The 19,560-nt window shown below is 47.4% G+C and carries 20 protein-coding genes; 8 read left to right on the top strand and 12 right to left on the bottom strand.

Annotated features, from left to right (window positions below):
• The first annotated feature begins 18 nt into the window (after nt 1-18).
• Both LCF57_RS17230 and asd read left to right on the top strand, forming a co-directional pair.
• Nucleotides 19-1,146 (top strand): YheC/YheD family protein, encoded by a 1,128-nt coding sequence (locus tag LCF57_RS17230; protein ID WP_226001786.1) that lies wholly within the window; start codon nt 19-21, stop codon nt 1,144-1,146.
• Between the two features lie 88 nt (nt 1,147-1,234).
• The gene (asd, locus tag LCF57_RS17225) at nt 1,235-2,032 is read left to right on the top strand and encodes an archaetidylserine decarboxylase (RefSeq protein WP_226001785.1); all 798 of its coding nucleotides are present in this window, start codon (nt 1,235-1,237) and stop codon (nt 2,030-2,032) included.
• Between the two features lie 198 nt (nt 2,033-2,230).
• On the opposite strand, the gene LCF57_RS17220 is transcribed toward asd, so the two are convergent.
• Nucleotides 2,231-3,016 carry a helix-turn-helix domain-containing protein gene (locus LCF57_RS17220; RefSeq protein ID WP_226001784.1) on the bottom strand — a complete coding sequence of 262 codons (786 nt, stop codon included), beginning with the start codon at nt 3,014-3,016 and terminating at the stop codon, nt 2,231-2,233.
• 180 nt (nt 3,017-3,196) lie between these two features.
• On the opposite strand from LCF57_RS17220, the gene LCF57_RS17215 reads away from it, so the two are divergent.
• Complete coding sequence (locus tag LCF57_RS17215) at nt 3,197-4,495, top strand: aminotransferase class I/II-fold pyridoxal phosphate-dependent enzyme (protein WP_226001783.1); 1,299 nt, start codon at nt 3,197-3,199, stop codon at nt 4,493-4,495.
• A gap of 104 nt (nt 4,496-4,599) precedes the next feature.
• Here the strand turns inward: LCF57_RS17215 and LCF57_RS17210 are convergent, their stop codons facing one another.
• Entirely contained in the window at nt 4,600-5,877 is a 1,278-nt protein-coding gene (locus tag LCF57_RS17210) for an ATP-binding protein (RefSeq protein ID WP_318840709.1), read from the bottom strand.
• Nucleotides 5,878-6,083: 206 nt separating this feature from the next.
• Here LCF57_RS17210 and LCF57_RS17205 point away from each other — a divergent pair, with 206 nt between their 5' ends.
• Nucleotides 6,084-6,200 carry a YjcZ family sporulation protein gene (locus tag LCF57_RS17205; protein WP_208811956.1) on the top strand — a complete coding sequence of 39 codons (117 nt, stop codon included), beginning with the start codon at nt 6,084-6,086 and terminating at the stop codon, nt 6,198-6,200.
• A gap of 117 nt (nt 6,201-6,317) precedes the next feature.
• Here the strand turns inward: LCF57_RS17205 and LCF57_RS17200 are convergent, their stop codons facing one another.
• From LCF57_RS17200 to LCF57_RS17180, 5 genes are all read right to left on the bottom strand, one after another.
• The gene (locus tag LCF57_RS17200) at nt 6,318-7,541 is read right to left on the bottom strand and encodes an ABC transporter permease (protein WP_318840708.1); all 1,224 of its coding nucleotides are present in this window, start codon (nt 7,539-7,541) and stop codon (nt 6,318-6,320) included.
• Nucleotides 7,542-7,543: 2 nt separating this feature from the next.
• Nucleotides 7,544-8,290, bottom strand: coding sequence for an ABC transporter ATP-binding protein (locus tag LCF57_RS17195; RefSeq protein ID WP_226001780.1), 747 nt, complete (start codon nt 8,288-8,290; stop codon nt 7,544-7,546).
• Between the two features lie 33 nt (nt 8,291-8,323).
• Nucleotides 8,324-9,709, bottom strand: a complete 1,386-nt coding sequence (locus LCF57_RS17190) for a DEAD/DEAH box helicase (RefSeq protein ID WP_226001779.1) — start codon at nt 9,707-9,709, stop codon at nt 8,324-8,326.
• A 121-nt stretch (nt 9,710-9,830) separates the two neighbouring features.
• Entirely contained in the window at nt 9,831-10,610 is a 780-nt protein-coding gene (locus LCF57_RS17185; RefSeq protein ID WP_226001778.1) for an SDR family NAD(P)-dependent oxidoreductase, read from the bottom strand.
• A gap of 40 nt (nt 10,611-10,650) precedes the next feature.
• Entirely contained in the window at nt 10,651-11,109 is a 459-nt protein-coding gene (locus LCF57_RS17180) for a chemotaxis protein CheX (protein WP_226001777.1), read from the bottom strand.
• 430 nt (nt 11,110-11,539) lie between these two features.
• Between LCF57_RS17180 and LCF57_RS17175 the strand changes: the two genes are divergently transcribed.
• The 3 genes from LCF57_RS17175 to LCF57_RS17165 all read left to right on the top strand — a co-directional run bounded on the left by LCF57_RS17175 (nt 11,540) and on the right by LCF57_RS17165 (nt 14,192).
• On the top strand, nt 11,540-12,442 hold the full coding sequence (locus LCF57_RS17175) for a LysR family transcriptional regulator (RefSeq protein WP_025717461.1): 903 nt from the start codon (nt 11,540-11,542) through the stop codon (nt 12,440-12,442).
• A gap of 60 nt (nt 12,443-12,502) precedes the next feature.
• Nucleotides 12,503-13,312 (top strand): histidinol-phosphatase, encoded by an 810-nt coding sequence (locus LCF57_RS17170; RefSeq protein WP_226001776.1) that lies wholly within the window; start codon nt 12,503-12,505, stop codon nt 13,310-13,312.
• A gap of 139 nt (nt 13,313-13,451) precedes the next feature.
• Nucleotides 13,452-14,192 carry a GTP pyrophosphokinase family protein gene (locus tag LCF57_RS17165; RefSeq protein WP_226001775.1) on the top strand — a complete coding sequence of 247 codons (741 nt, stop codon included), beginning with the start codon at nt 13,452-13,454 and terminating at the stop codon, nt 14,190-14,192.
• Nucleotides 14,193-14,213: 21 nt separating this feature from the next.
• On the opposite strand, the gene LCF57_RS17160 is transcribed toward LCF57_RS17165, so the two are convergent.
• Nucleotides 14,214-15,023: a Cof-type HAD-IIB family hydrolase gene (locus tag LCF57_RS17160; RefSeq protein ID WP_226001774.1), complete on the bottom strand. Its 810-nt coding sequence runs from the start codon at nt 15,021-15,023 to the stop codon at nt 14,214-14,216.
• A 1-nt stretch (nt 15,024) separates the two neighbouring features.
• Nucleotides 15,025-15,831: a DeoR/GlpR family DNA-binding transcription regulator gene (locus LCF57_RS17155; protein WP_226001773.1), complete on the bottom strand. Its 807-nt coding sequence runs from the start codon at nt 15,829-15,831 to the stop codon at nt 15,025-15,027.
• Between the two features lie 161 nt (nt 15,832-15,992).
• Between LCF57_RS17155 and LCF57_RS17150 the strand changes: the two genes are divergently transcribed.
• On the top strand, nt 15,993-16,880 hold the full coding sequence (locus LCF57_RS17150) for an NAD-dependent epimerase/dehydratase family protein (protein ID WP_226001772.1): 888 nt from the start codon (nt 15,993-15,995) through the stop codon (nt 16,878-16,880).
• Nucleotides 16,881-17,054: 174 nt separating this feature from the next.
• Here LCF57_RS17150 and LCF57_RS17145 read toward each other — a convergent pair whose 3' ends face one another.
• The 3 genes from LCF57_RS17145 to LCF57_RS17135 form a co-directional block, all read right to left on the bottom strand.
• Nucleotides 17,055-17,672: a GNAT family N-acetyltransferase gene (locus LCF57_RS17145; RefSeq protein WP_226001771.1), complete on the bottom strand. Its 618-nt coding sequence runs from the start codon at nt 17,670-17,672 to the stop codon at nt 17,055-17,057.
• A gap of 54 nt (nt 17,673-17,726) precedes the next feature.
• Nucleotides 17,727-18,467 carry a metallophosphoesterase family protein gene (locus tag LCF57_RS17140; protein ID WP_226001770.1) on the bottom strand — a complete coding sequence of 247 codons (741 nt, stop codon included), beginning with the start codon at nt 18,465-18,467 and terminating at the stop codon, nt 17,727-17,729.
• A gap of 105 nt (nt 18,468-18,572) precedes the next feature.
• Nucleotides 18,573-19,517 (bottom strand): metallophosphoesterase, encoded by a 945-nt coding sequence (locus tag LCF57_RS17135; RefSeq protein WP_226001769.1) that lies wholly within the window; start codon nt 19,515-19,517, stop codon nt 18,573-18,575.
• Between the last annotated feature and the right edge of the window lie 43 nt (nt 19,518-19,560).

The raw sequence follows: 19,560 nt of genomic DNA, 5'->3' as shown, positions 1-19,560 counted from the left end.
AAGGAGGCGGACATACTCATGTTGCATGTCGGCGTCATGCTCAACCCGGCAACCTACCGGGGCATTCCCGCCATGAAGACGCGATATGAATCTATCGCCAATTACGAAGACGCCGGGTTAAGCTATGAACTCACCCCCTGCTTTCTTCGTCTGGAGGAGATTCATATAGCGACTGGTACATGCCGGGCTTTTGTTAAACACGGCAACGAGTATCGGCAGACGACTCTTCCGTTGCCGCCGGTCATCCACAATCGGACTCTTTATCGGCAAAATGAAAATGCCAGAGATATCAATAGGCTGGTACAAAAGGGAATCTATATTTTTAACGAACAAAACCGTTTCCGCAAGGACCATATACACGCGATTTTGCAGGAAGACCCGTTGCTACGCGCCCACCTCCCCAAAACATTGCAGGGTAACCTATCCTCAATTCATACTCTGATGGAGCAAACCGGGGATGTCGTAATCAAGCCCAGCAGCGGTAGTGTTGGCAGAGGAATTATGCGTCTACGGCGTTCCCATGGACACTGGACCCTGCAATGTGCTCATCCCGCTATGCCTGAGCGCTGGTCCACGCTACGCTTACATGTCGGAGAACTGCCTTTATTTCTGCACAAGCGACTGCTGCATGTGCCTCACATCGTACAGGAAACCATACCGCTTGCTTTGTGCGACGATCGTCCTTTTGATATCCGTGTGACCGTTCAGCGTAGATATGGCGGTATTTGGGGGGTGACAGGCATGTTTGCCAAAATTGCTCCTTCCCACACCTTTGTCTCCAATGTAGCACAGGGCGGTACAGCCCGTTCCTTACCGGAGGTGCTGTCACAAGCACAGGCGGCTCAAACTTCGAATACAGCCCGTCTATTGAATGAGCTGGAGAGACTCTCGTTACAAATCGTTCATCGACTGGCACAGAACCTCCCCCGTCTCGCCGACGTCGGTTTGGATCTGGGAATTACCCAGGAGGGCAAGATTTTTTTTATCGAGTGCAATGGTCGCGACCAGCGCTACGGCTTCAGTCAGGCAGGTATGGACAATGTCTGGAAAGAAACGTACACTCAGCCAATGGCATACGCCCGTTGGCTTCTTGAACGGATGCCTTCAGCAGACACCGAACGTTCACTCCACCGTTCACTGTATTGATTTACGTCACATTCTGTGTCAATATAGTTCAGAGCGGCCGGACGGGTTCCGGCCAAGACGGCTCGGAAATGAACAAGGGGGATCTGAAATGGCAAAACAGTGGCTGCGGCTCATGACGGAGCTATCATCGCGCAAGTGGGTGTGCCGGATTGTGGGCTCCTTCGCGCAAAGCGGTGCAAGCCGACTTTTTATCCCCACCTTTATACGTACGTACCAGATCCAGACGCATGAGGCGGAGCAGGAATGGAAAGCATACCGTTCTCTGAACGCCTATTTTACACGCAAATTGAAAGCGGGCATGCGCCCGATTGATACGAACGCCGAGGTGATGACCAGTCCGGTGGACGCACGGATTACTTTCACTGGACCAATTACGACTGGCACTCTTTTGAATGTCAAAGGACAGGATTATACGCTGAATGAGCTGCTTAACCGCTCGCCGCGTCTTGAGAAGTACACACACGGCTATGCTTTTGTGCTCTATCTCAGCCCGACGGATTATCATCGCATTCATGCGCCAGTATCCGGTACACTGGTGGAGAAGGAGCATCTGCGCGGCAAGGTATATCCCGTAAATGACTTCGGTTTGCAGCATATGAGGGGAGTCCTTAGTCGTAATGAGCGACAAATTACGTACATTGCTCATGAATACGGTGAGGTGGCTATCGTCAAAGTGGGTGCAATGAACGTGAGCAGCATCAAGTATACGGATGATCAAGCCGTTTCATGGAAAAAAGGTGACGATCTCGCGTATTTCGAATTTGGATCAACTGTCGTTCTACTGACTGAAAACGGTACGTTTGAGCCAGACCCCGCGTTGAAGCTGGGCGATGTGGTAAAAATGGGACAACGTCTCGGTTGCTTCCGCCATGATGCCAAAGCGTAACCGGGTTTACCGCCAGTACGTGACAGCTACACATACAAAAAGGACCCGGCATTAATGCATTACTGCCTAGGTCCTTTTTGTTTTATCTTTATTGTCATACGTACATACAGTAGCTCTCAAAACCATACACTCATTTCACTTCTGGCTGATAGCGTCCAATATGCCCGAATCTGAAGCAGCTCGTCCACCATCATAGCTTCACCTGATCTCAGACGGACTTTTCCCTGTATATTGCTTGAATTGACGGCTGAAGAAAAAGATATCACGGTATCCCAAGGCCTCTGCCACCTCGGTTACATTCATCCCGGCATGCAGCAATAAATGCTGCGCGCGTTCAATCCGCATACTGATTATATGAGATTGCGCGGAAACGCCCAGCAGCTCCTTGAATTTTATTGAAAAATAACGCGGCGACAGCCCTGCCCGTGCCGCCAAATCCTCGACACGATGAGGAAGCCCGGGATGCTGACGCACATAGTTGGCCGTTTCCCGAATGACCTCGGTGAGCTGGTTGCTGGCCTGCTGCTCCTGCGGCTCCTTGCGGTCGGCACGTAGCAGATGAATCATCAATTGCTTCAGGATCAGCCTGCCTTCCTCTTCAGCTCCGTAAGCACGCTCCAAGCGCAGACGGACGTATCTGGCAAGCATATGCTCCACCTCAAACGTTTCCTCCAGCATGCGATAGCTTGCAGGGATGAGCTTCGGCTGCTCGGAAAGATCAAAATGAATATAAGTAAGTATTAGCGGCTTTTGCGGGTTATGTGTGGCCCGGGTATCATCCCCGGGCTTGAACAGGAAGCAGCTACCCTTGCTCACCATATAGGCTTCCCCGTTTAATACAACCGTTCCTTCTCCGCTCCATACATAAAATAAATCGTAGTTTGGCATCAGCTTTTCACGCACCTGCCATTTCCAACCCGGCTCGCACACAATTTTGGCAAAGGCGGGCAGCAGGATAAACGATGACGCAGACGTATCCAGCAACATCTGCACCTCCTTTTGCTATTCTTTGGTTGTTCTCTATCCCGTTAAATAATAATATAAGCGCAGCGCAGCCAATACGCAAAAAAATGCGCTTTTATGCTCCCGAATGCTTTTGCGTGACGCTTACCGTGTGTAATGCTATAATATGTAATCAAAATGACTTGGAAGGATGAAACGGGAATGAATCCACTGGTAGCGCAGCTAAACCAAAACATTCAGACAGGCAACGAGCATGTATATCAAATGCTTTCCCTTTTAGGTAAAGAAATTTATTTTCCAAAAGAAGGAATTTTGAGTCAATCCGCAGAGGCGGGGAAGCTTGCTAAAAAGTATAACGCTACGATTGGTATTGCTACTGAAGGCAGCGGTCCTATGCATTTGCAGGTTATTCAAGAGAAGCTGTCCGCTTATAGTCCCAAGGATTTATACCCTTATGCACCCCCTGCGGGCAAACCTGAACTGCGCAGCGTATGGCGCGATAAAATGCTGAAGGAAAATCCTTCGCTGGCTGGAAAAGGCTTTGGCCTTCCTGTAGTTACGAATGCGCTGACCCACGGCTTGAGTATCGTTGCCGACCTGTTTACAGATGAAGGGGATGCTGTCATTTATCCGGACAAAAACTGGGAAAATTATGAGCTGACTTTCGGTATTCGCCGTCATGGACGATTGGTAAACTTCCCATTGTTCACGGAAGATCACCGCTTTAATAGTGAGGGGTTACGTGAGGCGCTGTTGGCGCAGAAAGAATACGGCAAAGCTATCGTTGTGCTGAACTTCCCGAACAATCCAACTGGCTATACACCGGGCGCCGAAGAGGGTGAAGCAATTGTTGCTGCCATTCATGAAGCAGCAGAGGCAGGCATCAATGTCGTGGTGGTGACAGACGATGCTTATTTTGGTCTGTTCTTCGAGGACTCCCTGCATGAATCGCTATTTGGTCAGTTAGCTGGACTTCATCCGAGAATTTTACCAATCAAAGTCGACGGAGCCACCAAAGAAGAATACGTTTGGGGTTTCCGTGTCGGATTTATTACCTTCGCCTCCGAAAATCAAGATGTGCTAAACGCACTGGAACAAAAAACTCTGGGGATTATCCGGGCAACGATTTCGAGCGGCCCTCACCCATCCCAAACCTTCGTACTGGATGCCCTCAAATCTCCTGATTTTGAGCAACAAAAGCAAGAAAAGTTCCAAATTATGAAGGGACGGGCTAATAAGGTCAAAGCACTGCTTGATAGCGGGAAATACGGAGATGTATGGAGCTACTATCCTTTCAACTCGGGTTATTTCATGTGTCTCAAGCTGAACGGCTTGTCCGCCGAACGGCTGCGTACACATTTGCTGGAGCAATATGGAGTGGGGACGATTGCGCTGGGTGAGCACGACCTCCGGATCGCGTTCTCCTGCATTGAGGAAGAATATCTGGAAGACTTGTATGACATTGTTTACCGTGGCGCACAGGATTTGTTGAATGCCTAACGGTAGCGGGGTTAAGTGTATAACATAATGAAGCGGTATGCCGAATGTTGCGGCATACCGCTTTTTGATCCGCTGAGTGATTGTCAAGCACACTCTCGGACAGATTAACCTTCGGCAGCGAGCAAGGATTCCTGTGCCAGCGGCAGCAGGATGATCACCTTGGTTCCGACTCCCGGCTCACTCTCATAGCGTATACTCCCGTTCATTGCTTCAATGATTCGAAAGGAGACAGCCGTTCCCAGTCCCGTTCCTACCTCTTTAGTCGAAAAAAACAGAGTGCCCACTCGCTCTAGATGCTCCTGGCTCATGCCCTTGCCATTATCCCTAATGTTCAGACACGCCTGTTCTTCCTGAATTGCCAGCGTTATGTATACCTTGCCTCCATCTTCAGCAGCCTCAATCGCATTTTTCGTCACATGTACTAACGCCTGTAACAGCTGGTTACGATCCGTATGTACGTATATTTCATTCCTTAGCTCTGTATACAGTCTTACACCTTGCTTGGTTGCCATCGGTTTTAGAAGCAGAACAATCTGCTGCACCATGCCCGACAGATCCATCAACTCTGTTTTACCAATCTGCGGTCTGGATAAGTTCAGATAGTCGCTAATAATTCTTTCAGCCCGATCTACCTCTGCCAGTGCCAAAGCAATATATCTGCGATTTTTCCCTTCCAACCCTGTCTGAACCATTTGTAGGAACCCTTTAACAACAGTCAACGGATTGCGTACTTCATGGGCCATAGAGGCCGCCAGTTCCCCTAACGTATTGATACGCTCAGCATGTCGAATCTTTTTTCTCATTTCTTCCCGTTCCAAACTAAACTCCATCCAGAATGAGGAGGCTCCAACACTTAAAAATTGAATCACACCAAACCAGGAAACAGCCTTGATAAGTACAATCTCATCCTCATCCAGTCTGCCATTGGCCCAGGAATGTATTAAAAGAATGATCAGCATGATTACGTTGGTCCATATACTCATTAGCATATTCATGCCTACCCGGGAAAACATGCCTTTGAGCTGCATAAACTTTTTCCTCACCAGGAGAGGTCCTAGATAACATAAAATCATGCTAAGAAGCCCTACTTGCATCGACTCAGGACCCACATACATACGAGCCAGCACCATCACCGTTATATTCAGTAATCCTGCCTTTGGGCCAAAATATAACACGGAAAGAATCAAAGGAACATACCGGAGATCCCAATATAAACCATACCAAATATATGAAAAAATAAGGCATAGCACAGAAGACACACCGAGCACCCCTCCCATCAGCAACGGGGCATGCTTCATATGTCGGTGATCCGACAAAGCGCTATACACCAGCAACGGCACAAACACAAGAAATATGTTTACGAGCAGCTTATCTACCAGCATCTCGTCTTTCCCACTTTCCAAGTGATAATGATTACATACTTCTTCTATTCTCGACAATGCGTGTCTTTCCCTTTTTATACTCCCGCATCTGATAAAAAATATAAGGCGATTCGGCAACCAACCGGAACATTGGCCCACGCCACCAGGGAAGAAGCTTCATAAGATACGGTGTATTCTTTATCACAATGATCGAGAGGAGAATGAGCATGGGAGCAGAAGAAACAAGAGGCGGTTACGGTGGTTACGGCGCATTCACAAGCACAGGAACCATTTTGGTATTGTTCATTTTATTAGTTATCATCAGTAGAACGATCTTCATTTAAGCAAACGGGTATCTGCACCCACGGCTGACGATAGCAGCAAACGCACGAAAAAGGCTAATCCGTAGACAGCCCCTGCTGCTTGCGAATTAGCCTCTTCTTTGTTTCATTTGAACCAGATCACACTTCTTCCTCATCTTGTCCGTCCAAACGCCATTTTTTCGCCTGTGTTCCCCGGATCAGAAATACCACAAGAACTCCACCAACCAGTGTCAGCAGCGTAGACAGTAGATCCTCAGTTCCTTTCGCCAGGAAAGGAAGCCACAGGACTACGGCGGCGGGCAGCATCAATCGGACGACAAAGTCCAGAAAAGACGCACGACGACTATGTGCAGGGATCGGATATAGCTGAAGCCACAACGAATCCTTGTGATACTGCCTCAGCGAAGTGATTTGTACGCCAATGAGAAATATAAAAAATAAATACACCGCAATACCGATCCAGCCCGTATGGGTGATATATATAATTAACAGACCCAAAATACCTAACCGAATGACAATACCAGCGGGTTCTGTACGTAAAAACGTCTTAAACAGCAGGTAGCGATACGCTCCCTTTCTGTCCCACGGTATGTTCCCCCCCAGCCAGGAAAGCCAGCGGCGCGGAGTTACTCTCTGCGTAAGGGCAGGTACATCGACGAACCAGCCTAAAGTGCGCATCACCCGAGCGGCCTGCATGCTTTCTGTCCGGATCAGCTTTTCCCAAGCTACTAACAGCTTGACCGGAAAACGCAGGACGAGCACGTAGACCACGCTGACCAATACAATAAACGGCAAGCTGCGCAGCGGAGGCTGCCACAGCCATGCGGCTACCATTAGCACAGCCAACACCCACCGAAGCAGACGATAGCCTGCGCTGGCGCCAACCGATACGATGCGAAGCTCCTGCCAGCCGCCATAGCTGAATAACAGCTTCAACAGCACGAACAGCAGCAGGGTCAGCAGCAACGGCTTAGGTGCAACATCACTGCGAATATACAGTGGCCACGCGATAATGGACAGCAGCAGCAGACCGAATATTTTATAGACCACACCCCGAATGCGGCTGGCCTTAAAATAATGCTGCATCGCATATTCCTGCGGACGCAGGAAGACAATATCGGCCGCGTTCAAATACGTGCGAAAGCTCGCATGAGCAATCGGAATAGCTACAATCAGCATGATCCAGCGGATGGGCAAATCCGGTGGAGTATGCATCAACAACGACGTGTACCATGCAGCAAAAGCAATCAGCGCAAAGCCGAAGACCACTGCCAGGCCGCTTTGAATGACATAGCCCAGGTAGGGCAGCACCTGTCCCCAGAACGCAACACGTCTTTCTTTATGCAAACGCTGCAAGTCCATGCTCATTCCCTGCCCTGTACCAGCTCATAAAATGCATCTTCCAGCGGCATGCCCGGCTTACCCGCCTGTGCTGTCACTTCATCCAGCGTACCCTGTGCAATGATGGTACCCTGATGAAGCACAATGAAACGATCACAATAATTTTCAATCGTGGACAGAATATGAGAACTGAGCAAAATGGACGAGCCTGAACGCTTCATTTCCAGCATGAAGTCAAGCAGGGAACGAATACCCAGCGGGTCCAAACCCAAAAATGGTTCATCAATGACATACAACGGTGGTCCTGCTAAAAATGCGCACATAATCATGACTTTCTGGCGCATCCCTTTGGAAAGATGCATGGACATGCTTCCACTCTTATCCCGCATGCGGAACAAATCAAGCATCTGATTACTGCGCGTGCGGAAATCCGCTTCATTGACTCCATAAGCCCTGGCGGTGAACTCCATATGCTCCATCACCGTCATTTCAGGATACAGCTCTGGAGATTCGGGTACAAAAGCAATGGCTCCCTGATATTGCTCGGGATTCTCCTCCTGCTTATGTCCCTGCACGCGAATTTCTCCGGCCTGCGGTGTCATCAGGCCCAAAATATGCTTCATGGTCGTACTTTTCCCGGCCCCGTTCAGACCGATCAGTCCCACCATTTCGCCCGGCTTTACATCGAGCGAAATCTGATGCAGCACCGGACGCTTGGCACTGTATCCGCCGGTCAGTCCGTTAATTTGCAATACAGGCTGTTGTTCCATGGCTTCCCCTCTTCTCCCTTATCCGTTCGGTCCTTATTCGTTCGGCTTCGACCCTTTTTCCTTCAGCCATCTTGGCGCACCCTTGTTTTTACGCTCACGCTCGCGCTGTGCTTTTCCTGCTTTGGACAAGGCTGCTCCTTTGCCCTTGCCAGGAACCGAACCGATTGCGGCAGTCCTGCTGGGCCGTCCATTCTCGCCACGAACTGGCGCCTTGCCGCTTTCCTTTGCATCAGAAATCGCTCTGGTCTCGGATGGCCTTACAGGCGCACGCTTGGCATCCGCCGGACGCGGCACCACAACACGTCCTCCATATAACGCACGCTCCGTGATATCGATGTCCAGTTCACGGGAGAACTTGCGCATAATGAACGTTTCGCGCTCGGTAACAACGGACACAACCAGTCCTTTGCAGCCCATACGCCCTGTACGTCCCGCACGGTGAACATAGGCTTGACTGTCCGTAGCCGGATCAAAATGAATGACCATTTCCAGACCCTCAATGTCCAGACCACGGGCTGCCACATCGGAAGCAATCAGCACCTTGAGCTTGTCCTCCCGGAATCGGGCCAGTACGTTGCTGCGCGTGACTTTATCTGCATCACCATACAGGGATGCTGTTGTCAGTCCCATATGATTGAGCTTGGCTTCAATCTCCCCGATAGCATTCGTTGTATTCACGAACACCAGCGCTTTTCTTGGATTAAAATGACGCACCAGACGGCGTAGCATATCCACCTTATCCCGCTCTTCGGTTACAAAGCAATAGTGCTCCAGTCCGCTGGCTGTCTTCTGATCGGGATCAATGCCGATTTCCGCGTAATCATTCATCTCACGCTTCGCCAGCGCTTGAATCTCGTCGTTCAGCGTTGCGGACAAAAATACCAATTGACGATCACGCTGGGCGGTGCCCAATATGTTCTTCACATCACCTGCTCCGCCGAGCTGGAACATCTGGTCCACCTCGTCGATAACGATGGTTGTAATGTTATGCATTTTCAGCTTTTTCGCAGCAATGAGTTCCCGTACACGTCCTGGTGTGCCGACCACAAGCTGTGGATGATCCTTTAGCTTCTCAATTTGGCGTTTGATGGCTGCTCCGCCAATCAGGCCAAGCACGCGGATTCCGCGATGCTCTCCGTAACGCTGTCCCTCGCGAACAATTTGCATCGCGAGCTCCTGACTTGGAGCCAGTATCATCTTTTGTGTAGCCTTTTTCTGTGGGTCAATCGCTTGCAATAGCGGCAGCAAATAGGCCAGTGTCTTCCCTGTACCCGTCTGCGAACGCGCCAATACATGCCTTCCTTTGATGATTTCAGGTATAGCCTGCGCCTGAACCGGCGAAGGCTGCGTAATTTCATGCTCAGCCAGTTTGGTCAACAGATCTGCTTCAATGCCAAGCGATTCAAAATTTAATGTCATGAAAAGGTCCAACCCCTATACGTAAATTCGTTACTCTCCATTATATGCGAAAATAGCCTCGTTACCAAATCACAAAAATAAAAGATGTCCCTCACCATACCCATGGCTTTTGGGACATCTTTTATTTCTTGTTCATCACACCATGACCCAGCCTGTCCGTCAGTCTGGGAGCAAGCTGATACAGCTTGAGAAAAGGGGATACCCACCGCGGCAGATTAACCTCTTCTCTGCCAAGCTCTATTGCCTTTACCATGTGCTGTGCTACCTTATCCGGCTTTAGCATAAACCAGCCTACATTACGAACATATCCACCTGAAGGATCTGCGAGCTCAAAAAATGGCGTGTCAATCGGTCCTGGGTTTATCGTCGTCACGGTCACTCCGCTCCCGCGCAGCTCTTGCCGCAGCGCATTGCTGAAACCGAGCAAGGCATGCTTCGTCGCTGTGTATGAAGTCGATTTGGCCGTCCCGATTTTCCCGGCCATAGACGCTACATTGACAATCTGCCCGCTACGCCGCTCTGTCATTTGCGGTAGAAACGCCTTGATGCAACGAACAGCTCCCATGTAGTTCACGTCCATCATTCGTTCAAACTCCGTCAGGTCTGTTTCATGAAAATACTCAAATTTTCCGTAACCCGCATTATTGAGCAAAATATCGACCCGCCCGTACTGCTCCAATACTCGGGCAGCGAAGGCCTCTACCTGCTCCTGACGGGTGACATCCAGTGGGATCAACTCATGTCTGCCGCAGATAGTCGCAGATACTTGCTCCAGCCGCTCCTGCGAGCGTGCTGCCAAAATAGGGATCGCGCCCTTTTCGCTCAACAGCCGTGCACAGAGTGCGCCAATCCCGCTGGATGCTCCTGTAATTACAACTATCTTATCTTGCAATATACTCACGGTCATCCCCCCATATTAAAGAAAACCTTCTTCTTTAATATTATGAGATCATCACCTGAATATCCAGCTCACCGATTCCTTCTACAGTAAGCGGGATAAAAAGAGCACGCTGAGGTACAAAAGCAGTCAAGTTTTCCGATCTCATGACTTGCGGAGGAGTGATGTCTACGACAATTCCCTGACTGGACAAAATTGTACTGGCATTACCACTAATCATATTGCCCAATTCGGAAATTGCACTTTTCCCCATCTCGTCAATTTCAGTCAAGACAAATCCGCCCATCATCGCTGATACCATACGTAGCGCCACCTGTTCATTCAGGCCGAACACAATATTTCCGCTAAGCTGTCCGGTCATTCCGATCATAATCCAAATATGGTCATCTACCAGTTCAACATTTTTCACACCGAGATCGCCGGGTGAGGGAGAGACTTGGATCAGTTGTTCAATGACCCGTCGCGCCGACTCCAAAAAAGGATTTATCACTTCTGCCTTCACGATCATTGCGCCCCTTTACGATGGGCTTTTAGACACACAACAAAAGTCCCATTTTAATTAGAATTTTTAATTTAAATAAGGATAAAAACCGAAAATCGACCCTCAACAAAATACTCTCTTTATCACTTATCGACAGCTTCCCGGCAATTTTTTATAGCCAAATCACAAAAAATGTGAATAATGTCCTATATCTTACTTCCCATCGGAATTTAGCTGGTTATTTTTGATGTATATCAGGACTTTAGTCTTTATTTCCCAATATACCATACTTCACGGTGCTCTGCTTTGATTCATTGCCCTTCCTGCCCGAATAACCTATAATTTAATGAAATCAAGCTTATCGACGGTTTTACATATGAACAGGTGAATTGGCTAAAAATACTCAGTCTATACAGCTGCGACAGAATTAAGAAAAGAGAGGAGGAATTTCATGAACATCAGTCAACTTGAAACACTTATCATGATTTCCAAAACTATGAGTTTCCGAAAAGCCGGAGAACTTCTCAATTTGACGCAGCCCGCGGTGTCCGCCCAGATCAAAAGCCTGGAGGACGAATTCAAAACCATTCTGATCGACCGCAACCAGCCCGTCACCCTGACCGACCGGGGAACTGTTTTTTTGGAGCACGCCGAGCGGATACTAGAGGTTGTCGAGGAATTACGACAGAAATTGTACGATCTAAACGAAACGCCGCAGGGGCATATTGCGCTGGGTACGACCACATCCATCGCCATTCAAATTTTACCGCGCGTGCTTTCCTACTTTCAGGATCAGTTTCCGCTCATCAAAACCTCCATTCAATCTATGGCCTCCTCCATGATCTATCAGCAGGTGGAGAACGGACTTATTGATGTGGGTATCGGCTATCTGATCGAACGCAATCCGAATTTGAGCACTTCAATTCTGTATTATGATTCCTTTGAGCTTGTCGTGTCTCCTACTCACCCACTGGCCTCCCAACCGCATGCTACCATTGAAGCCCTTCGGGAAATTCCGCTTATTCTGCTCTCACCAGATACGGTTGGAAGGAAATTCGTGGATGATGTATTTAAAAAACACCAGATCGTGCCTCACGTTGTAATCGAGTTGTCCAGCAGTGAGGAAGTCAAACGGATGGTCGAAATTAATTTGGGTGCTGCCATTATCTCCAGACTGTCGGTCACTTCCGAGCTGCGTGCAGGCTCATTAAAAATGATCCATATTCCCGAGCTGGAGGTTAGTCATCCGGTAGGAGTGATTTATAAATCTGGCCGATATCTAAACTCAGCCATGCAGCAATTTTTAAGTGATCTGAAGGGGATGCCGGAGACGAATTTTACCAGTTCTGAATAACGTAATTCGCTATGAACACCATACAAAATATAAACCTTGATTACGAAAGGAAGACAGGTTATGAAATTTGATCTGCACACCCATCATTTCCGCTGCGGTCATGCAGACGGCAACATTCGGGATTATATTGAAGCAGGCATTCAGTCAGGCTTACAAGCGATTGGCATTTCGGATCATTCCCCTTTCCTGGGCAGCGAACAGGACCAGGCTTTTCCGAAAATTTATATGGCAAAATCGCAGCTGGCCGAGTATGTAGAAGAGGTGCAACAGCTTAAAAAGGAATACGAAGGCCGTATTGACGTCCTGCTCGGATTGGAGACGGATTATTTCCCTGATTATGCGGAGCTGTATCGTTCCACTTTGGCTCCTTATCCGTTTGATTACCTCATTGGGTCCATCCACAATGTTGAGGGGGACAGCATTTTCAACCGTAACCGTTGGAAAAAATTAAGTGACGCTCGCAAAATCGAGGTCAAGCAAGCCTACTATTCACTCATTCAGGAGTCTGCACGAAGCGGCATGTTTCAAATTCTGGGTCATATTGACGCGATGAAGGGGAACTTCCCGGCCTTTTCGGATATTCCTGCCGATGAAGCGATTGATGAAACCTTGCGGGTGATTGCGGAAACCGGCGTGGCCATTGAAATTAACACTTCGGGTAAAACCAAGCTGAGTGGCGGATGGTACCCGTCTGCATCTATTTTAGAAAGAGCGCACCATTTTGGCGTAGAGGTCACTTTTGGTTCAGATGCCCATAAGCCTTCGCGGGTAGGCGAGGATTGGGACGAGGTGAAGGCGATGCTGAAGGATATCGGTTTCCGGGAATGGGTTTATTTCAAAGAAAAACGTAAAATTTCGGTGGCACTTTAATGGTGCTTTAAGCTGACCATACGAACGCTGTTGCAACGGCATTGCCGGATCTGCATCCTTTCCTTATAAAAGGCAAGAGTTCCGTTGCAAAGCGAACGCTTGGTAAGATGATGACATCTATGTGTGAGGAGAATTACATATGCATTTAGAAGATCCAATGGACAAGCTCAAAAAGCTAAAGCATGACATCACGCGTTTTATGCTAATCTATAAATTCGCACTCGACGAAATGGAAACCAAGATTGAAATATTAAAGCAGGAATTTCAGACCCTGCACGATTATAGCCCTATTGAGCATACCAAATCACGGCTCAAATCCCCTGAGAGCATTATGAACAAAATGCTTCGGAAAAATAGCGAGCTTTCCCTTGACGCTGTCAAAAATCATATTAAGGATATCGCCGGACTGCGTATTACCTGTTCTTTTATTTCTGACATTTATGATGTCAGCAACATGCTGCAGAGACAGAATGACTTGAAGGTGCTGGAAATCAAGGATTACATCAAAAATCCCAAACCAAATGGCTATCAGAGTCTGCATTTGCTGATCCAAGTCCCTGTATTTATGTCAGACTGTCAGGAGCTAGTCTGTGTAGAGGTGCAGATCCGGACGATTGCGATGGATTTCTGGGCAAGCCTGGAGCATAAAATCTTTTATAAATACAACCAGTCCGTTCCCGAAAGTCTGACACGTGAATTAAAGAATGCGGCAGATTCTGCGAATGCGCTTGATCTCCAAATGGAACGGCTGCATCGTGAAATCAAGGAGATTAAAGATGCGAGAGGTGAAGAGGACTCCATTGAAGAGCTTCGAAAGATCATGATTAATAATCAGCAAATTACGGTGCCGGCCAATTTCTTGAAGCTTCTCGGAGAGTAAGATGGGCTTGGAAATCACTAATTAGCTGATGACGTTCTCTTCTAAACTCAAACTTAATCCTTCTTCATCATTGCTGGATGTCACTTGGTTCGCATACTTTTTAACTTCGTCAGGCGCATTTCCCATTGCGATGCCCAGCCCTGCAAATTTCAGCATATCAATATCATTGAAATTATCACCGATTGCCATGATTTCTTCCTTCTTTAAATTATAATGGCTGATGATCTGCTGAATTGCTTTAGATTTGGATGCATCTCCAGACATAATTTCCAGATAAGTGTCTTTTGATTTGTAGATGGTTATAGCAGCGTTGTCTTTCTTCAATACCTCCTCAAGCTGTTCGATTTGTTCAGCCGGGCCCATACAGAGAATTTTATGCACTTCAGAATTTTTGTTTATGAAGGTTTTAAGGTTGGCCTGAGTAGGCTGAGCCCCTGTGATATCTTGCTCTTGAACAACCCACTCGTTCTGTGGATTTTCAACAACCCATTGATCATGGCTGTAGATGCTAATTTGAATGTTGGAGAATTTGCTTTTTACAGCCTCATAAATACCAATAACATTCTCTTCGGGCAAGCTTTTGCTGAAAATAGTTGTATTACTCCTACAGTCTATTACCAGGGAACCACTGTAGCAAATAATGGGTGAATTAATTTCCAATTCTTTTTGGAGTGGCAAGATTCCACTTGGCATTCTAGCAGAAACAAGGACAAATGGTATACCCAGGTTTGTTGCTTTTTGGACTGAAATCTTGGTCTTCTCGGTTATAACATGATTTGAATTAATTAAAGTCCCGTCTATGTCACTAAAAACTGCTTTTATCTTTGTCATATTAGACCCCCTCGAAGTAATCTTTGACTGTCTTCCCTTCATGAATAAGTCTGATCTTAATGTTATTTTCTTCAAAACTCTTTCTAAACTCATCTGGTGGATTTTCATTTGTAATGATCATGTCAATATCAATCAAATCAACACCTTTATAGGAGCTGATTTGATTAAATTTCTGTGAATCCGCCAACAAAATAACCTCTTTTGATCGCTCTGCTACTATACCTTTTATGACCGCATCTTCATAGTTTGAAAAATAGATACCATCCTTCAAAATACCAGCTGCACCAAGAAAAACTTTATCAAAGTAAATATCATTTAATTGAGATGCCACATGAACATCGAAAAAAAAGCGATTTTCATGATTAAACTTTCCCCCAAGCAGGTATACATCGACCTCATTGTTGTTAGAAAGTGCTTCTGCATTATCAAGGGAATGCGTATACACTGTAGAGCTTGTATTGAGATGATCACAAAGAAATTTTACTGTCGTTGAGACGTCCAGAAAACAAAGGTCGCCTTTGCTGATATAAGAAGCAGCTATTTTCCCAATTTTGTATTTATCTTCAGAAGAAGCATTGATTCTTTCCTTATATGCTTTTATTTTGTCCTTAAACTGGGGCAGAGCAATACCTCCATGGGTTCGTATCGCAGCACCTTCATCCACTAATCTAATGAAATCCCGCCGGACAGTGTCTCTGGAAATACCGAGCATATCGCATATTTCCTGATTTGAAATCATCTTTTCTTTATGAAGCCTCTCAAGAATTTTAACTAACCTTTCTTCTTGATAAATAAGTATCACCTCCATACATCAATTATAAGCATTATTGCACGATTTGTTAAGCATTATTAAGCAATTATTTTAAATAGTATGTACTTACCTATTTATCGCATCGTATCGCATCCTTTGCATCCACGATTTCGTCTACCCTATATAAAGAAAACAAATCCATAGGGAGTGATTCAGGAATGAGAAAAATACTGGTGCTGGGTGGAACGCGTTTTTTTGGCAAAAGGCTGGTGGAACTTCTATTGGGGGATTCCGAAAACTCCGTTACGATCCTCACGCGAGGCCAAACAAAGGATTCATTCGGTGACCGTATTCAACGGATCTGTGCAGACCGCACGGATTCGCAAGCGCTGGCAGAAGCGGTAGGAGAGCAAGTGTGGGACGTCGTTTATGATAATATTTGCTTTTCTCCCAATGAAGCTAGCGAAGCCTGCCGTATTTTTGACACGAAAGCCAAACGGTATATTCTGACTTCCAGCCTTTCTGTCTATAATCCAAGCCCGGAAGTGCTGACGGAGAGTATCTTTGACCCTCAGGCTTATCCGCTCCGCAAGGGTGGTCAGCATGAGTTTACATATCAGGAGGCTAAACGACAGGCAGAGGCCGTTTTCATGCAGCAAGCGACGTTTCCTGTGGCTGCTGTTCGTTTTCCGATTGTATTAGGGACAGATGATTATACGAAAAGACTTCATTTTCATATCGAACATATTCGTGAAGGAAAAGAAATCGGAGTACCTAATTCCGCAGCACATATCTCATTTATCCGTTCCGATGAAGCTGCGGATTTTCTGCTTTGGCTTGGTCACTCTCATTTTACAGGTTCTGTAAATGCTTGCTCTGACGGTACCGTGAGGATCGGAGATGTCATTTCGGCCATTGAGCATGTAACCGGAAAGCAAGCGGTAGTGAAGGAAAAAACGGCAGATGAGCATATGTCTCCATTCGGTATTGAGCAATCGTGGTACATGGATACGACCAAAGCCCAGTCAGAGGGATATTCGTTTCTATCCCTACACGAATGGCTTCCAGAATTGGTAACCAGCTTGAACCGTTCCTATGAATCGTAGGAATCGCCTGTATTCATATGTTGCTGTAACAAGACAAAAAAAAGGACCCGAAGCTTCGGGTCTCAGCAACATATATTATTCAAAAGGGGGTCATGTCTGTATTGTACCCGTCCTGTGTTAGAGTTGTTTTGCAGTTATATTTCATCTTTGTAACAAAATATTCTTATTCCATTTCTACGCATAATCCCCTTGGGTAATCGAGAACACCAATATACTCGGTACCTCTCCTGAAGGATCATAGGAACGAATGATGCGGAGCAAACGCAGCTTATTTTTGACAAGTACACGTACAGAAGCCTGGTTATCCTCTTGGCAACGACCTTCAATTCGTTGAAGTTTTAAAGATTCGAAACCAAATTTCAGCATCACTTCCACGATCTCTGTAGCCAGTCCCTGTCCCCAGAATGGACGATCTAAAATATAGCCCAGCTGCGCCTCACCCGTGCCCTCATTCCATTGCTGAAACGAAGCAATACCGAGTAGCTGTGGAGAGGGAAGTTCCTTGGCTTCATCGGATGCATCGACTCCGTTGCCTGCACGTGAATTTCCTCCATGCCATTCCACCGCAAAGTGCAGGGAATCCAGAGAATCTCCAGCTACTTTGATTTGGGCAACCAGACGCCGCATTCGTACGTAGACCGGCTTGCGAATCCGATTCACGTATCGGATTACTAAGGGGTCGGACAACATCCGCTCCAGTGCAGGATAATCCTCCGCTCTCAACTGGCGTAATCGGACACGGTGGGCACAAAGCTCCGGCAGCCCCAAACGAAGCATTTCTTTAGTCAGCACAATGATCCCTCCTGCGGAGATGAATTGGCTTGTTGGAATAAATGTTCTCCACACTTAGTCCAGGTCCTGAATTCCCCGGTAAATGCCTGTGCGCAACTCACGAATATAATACGACAGAGAAGGGACATCAGCTTCCTCCGCTTGCCTTACCGCCAGTTCTATATCGTAAGGTACGCGTACAAACTGAATGGAAAAGGGGGTAGCTTGCTCTTCTCCCAGGTTTCCTTCCAGAATACAGTACGAAGCCTGAGTAATATCCAGCGGATTCCCGACGCTTCCGACATTAAATAGCGTCTTCCCCTGAAAATGCTGGATAAAGGCGTTATGTACATCTCCATAGCCTACCACATCCGGAGCAAAAGCGTCTTTTCCATTCTCCTCAGCCAACGGGTCGAACATGGCTAATCTTTTTTCCGGCTCATCCCAAGGCTGTACGCGGTGATACACACTTTGGGGCGAAGCATGCACCAGACGGATACGACGGCCGCTCATGCTGAAATCATAATGAAACGGTAACTGTGCCAGATACTGTACTCGCTCTTTACCCAAGCGCTCGGCTTGCCAGCTAAAATTGAGATCATCGGTAATGCTGACCAGCTCATCCCAATTCCCCCGCACGACAATTTCACAATGCTGACGGACTGCATCCAGAACCTCGCACGGGCTAGGCCCTTTGCCGATCAGATCCCCCAAACAAAACACGCGGCTAATACTTCGGGAAGCAATATCCTCCAGCACGGCCTCACAGGCAGGCCAATTGCCATGAATATCTGAAATGACAGCAATACGCTCCATCTGAACCTCACTCCTTTGTCCGAAACAGCTACATCCCTACACTACATTCAAACCTTCTTTATGTAGTTCCAATCGTATACTGGTGAAGATGAAAAATATAATGGCCTATTGACCAGATTTTAGCGTAATGACACTAAGTTCCGGTCTGCACAGCACACGAATCGGCAGATGTGTCATGCCAATCCCCCTGCTGACATAAAGCGGCATCCTGTTCGCCCCTACATAAAATAATCCCTGAATGTACTTGCGTCCACCCGGAGGCGGCATCGGTGCTCCGATGACAGGCAAACGCACCTGTCCTCCATGCGTATGCCCAGACAGTTGAAGATCGAAGGACATTCGCGCCGCCACATCCGCATAATCCGGCTCATGCATCAGCAACAGCTTGCACATCTCATCAGGGAGTCCATGAACGGCACGCCGCGGATTAGGCTTTCCCATAATGTTATCCTCTAAACCAACTATCGCCACACGCTGTCCCGTACGTTCCACAATCGCATGATCGTTTCGCAGCAACGTAAATCCGGTCTTCGGGTATAATTCCTGTACTCCGGCTGGTAAACCTCTATAATCATGATTGCCCAATATGGCGAATTTGCCAAGAGTGGCGTGCATGGAAGCCATAATCGGGACAGCAGCCTTCATGGATATCGCATAGTCATCCACAATATCACCTGTAAAACAGAGCAAATCCGGCTCCAGTCCGGCAATCCGGTCCGCAAGCTCACCCAGATCCTGCTCATCCATATGAAAGCCCAAGTGCACATCACTAAAATGTACGACCCTGATACCGTCAAAAGCAGCCGGTAGGCGGGGCAGAGTCAAGGTGAAGCGTGTAATCTCCAAATGATTAGGCTCCCATAAGGAAGCGTATCCTCCAGCCAAAAGCGCAGTTCCCGCTGTGGCTAAAGCCGCTTTTTTCAAAAAATGGCGGCGCGAAGGATTGGCTGGCTCATTGGAAGTGGAACGCCGCGAAGAACCGGGAGGGATTGCGGCCTCATTGCAAGGACCATCCTGACTCTCGCGGCGGGTTTGCGGCGTCTTCTCCATATGCGTTCCCCTTTGCAATCTATTCCTCTAACTCACTATTTGA

Source organism: Paenibacillus sp. BJ-4, from assembly GCF_020404765.1.
Classification (GTDB): domain Bacteria; phylum Bacillota; class Bacilli; order Paenibacillales; family Paenibacillaceae; genus Paenibacillus.
This window is presented reverse-complemented; position numbering and strand designations above follow the sequence as displayed.

Bases quoted from the DNA above. Each gene is read 5' to 3' on its own strand.
- LCF57_RS17230 (WP_226001786.1), top strand. From the start codon at position 19: ATGTTGCATGTCGGCGTCATGCTCAACCCGGCAACCTACCGGGGCATT.
- asd (WP_226001785.1), top strand. From the start codon at position 1,235: ATGGCAAAACAGTGGCTGCGGCTCATGACGGAGCTATCATCGCGCAAG.
- LCF57_RS17215 (WP_226001783.1), top strand. From the start codon at position 3,197: ATGAATCCACTGGTAGCGCAGCTAAACCAAAACATTCAGACAGGCAAC.
- LCF57_RS17210 (WP_318840709.1), bottom strand. From the start codon at position 5,877: ATGCTGGTAGATAAGCTGCTCGTAAACATATTTCTTGTGTTTGTGCCG.
- LCF57_RS17205 (WP_208811956.1), top strand. From the start codon at position 6,084: ATGGGAGCAGAAGAAACAAGAGGCGGTTACGGTGGTTACGGCGCATTC.
- LCF57_RS17200 (WP_318840708.1), bottom strand. From the start codon at position 7,541: ATGGACTTGCAGCGTTTGCATAAAGAAAGACGTGTTGCGTTCTGGGGA.
- LCF57_RS17195 (WP_226001780.1), bottom strand. From the start codon at position 8,290: ATGGAACAACAGCCTGTATTGCAAATTAACGGACTGACCGGCGGATAC.
- LCF57_RS17190 (WP_226001779.1), bottom strand. From the start codon at position 9,709: ATGACATTAAATTTTGAATCGCTTGGCATTGAAGCAGATCTGTTGACC.
- LCF57_RS17175 (WP_025717461.1), top strand. From the start codon at position 11,540: ATGAACATCAGTCAACTTGAAACACTTATCATGATTTCCAAAACTATG.
- LCF57_RS17170 (WP_226001776.1), top strand. From the start codon at position 12,503: ATGAAATTTGATCTGCACACCCATCATTTCCGCTGCGGTCATGCAGAC.
- LCF57_RS17165 (WP_226001775.1), top strand. From the start codon at position 13,452: ATGCATTTAGAAGATCCAATGGACAAGCTCAAAAAGCTAAAGCATGAC.
- LCF57_RS17160 (WP_226001774.1), bottom strand. From the start codon at position 15,023: ATGACAAAGATAAAAGCAGTTTTTAGTGACATAGACGGGACTTTAATT.
- LCF57_RS17155 (WP_226001773.1), bottom strand. From the start codon at position 15,831: ATGGAGGTGATACTTATTTATCAAGAAGAAAGGTTAGTTAAAATTCTT.
- LCF57_RS17150 (WP_226001772.1), top strand. From the start codon at position 15,993: ATGAGAAAAATACTGGTGCTGGGTGGAACGCGTTTTTTTGGCAAAAGG.
- LCF57_RS17140 (WP_226001770.1), bottom strand. From the start codon at position 18,467: ATGGAGCGTATTGCTGTCATTTCAGATATTCATGGCAATTGGCCTGCC.
- LCF57_RS17135 (WP_226001769.1), bottom strand. From the start codon at position 19,517: ATGGAGAAGACGCCGCAAACCCGCCGCGAGAGTCAGGATGGTCCTTGC.